This window comes from Mesorhizobium sp., from assembly GCF_004962925.1.
In the GTDB taxonomy this organism is placed as follows: Bacteria; Pseudomonadota; Alphaproteobacteria; order Rhizobiales; family Rhizobiaceae; genus Mesorhizobium.
The window spans coordinates 1-265 of sequence record NZ_SUEO01000485.1 but is presented as its reverse complement, the minus strand read 5'-3'; the positions used below and the strand labels follow the sequence as shown (position 1 = coordinate 265).

1 protein-coding gene is annotated in these 265 nt (G+C 63.0%); it reads right to left on the bottom strand.

The genetic code is table 11. The features are described from left to right. Positions 1 to 265, bottom strand: a 265-nt coding sequence (locus E5W87_RS35815; RefSeq protein ID WP_292408787.1) for a peptidoglycan-binding domain-containing protein, incomplete at both ends; no start/stop codon positions are given.

The following is a 265-nucleotide window of genomic DNA, read 5'->3' as shown; positions in this document are numbered from 1 at the left end:
CGCTGACATGGAAGCGCTCCGCCAGCTTCTCCACCGCGTTACGATAGCCGAGCCGGCGCAGACGGGCCATCCGCTCCATGCGAGCCGGAATACGCTTGGTGAAGGGTCCGCGCACATCCTTGCGGGTCACCTCATAGGTGACCAGCACCGGGTTGGCGGAGGTTGTTATGAGCTTGCTCCAGGTCTCCCGAGTGAGCTTGCCGTCGGAATGGAGTCCGTTCGCCGCCTGAAAGGCGCCTACGGCCTTGGCGAAGTTCTCTGAAAG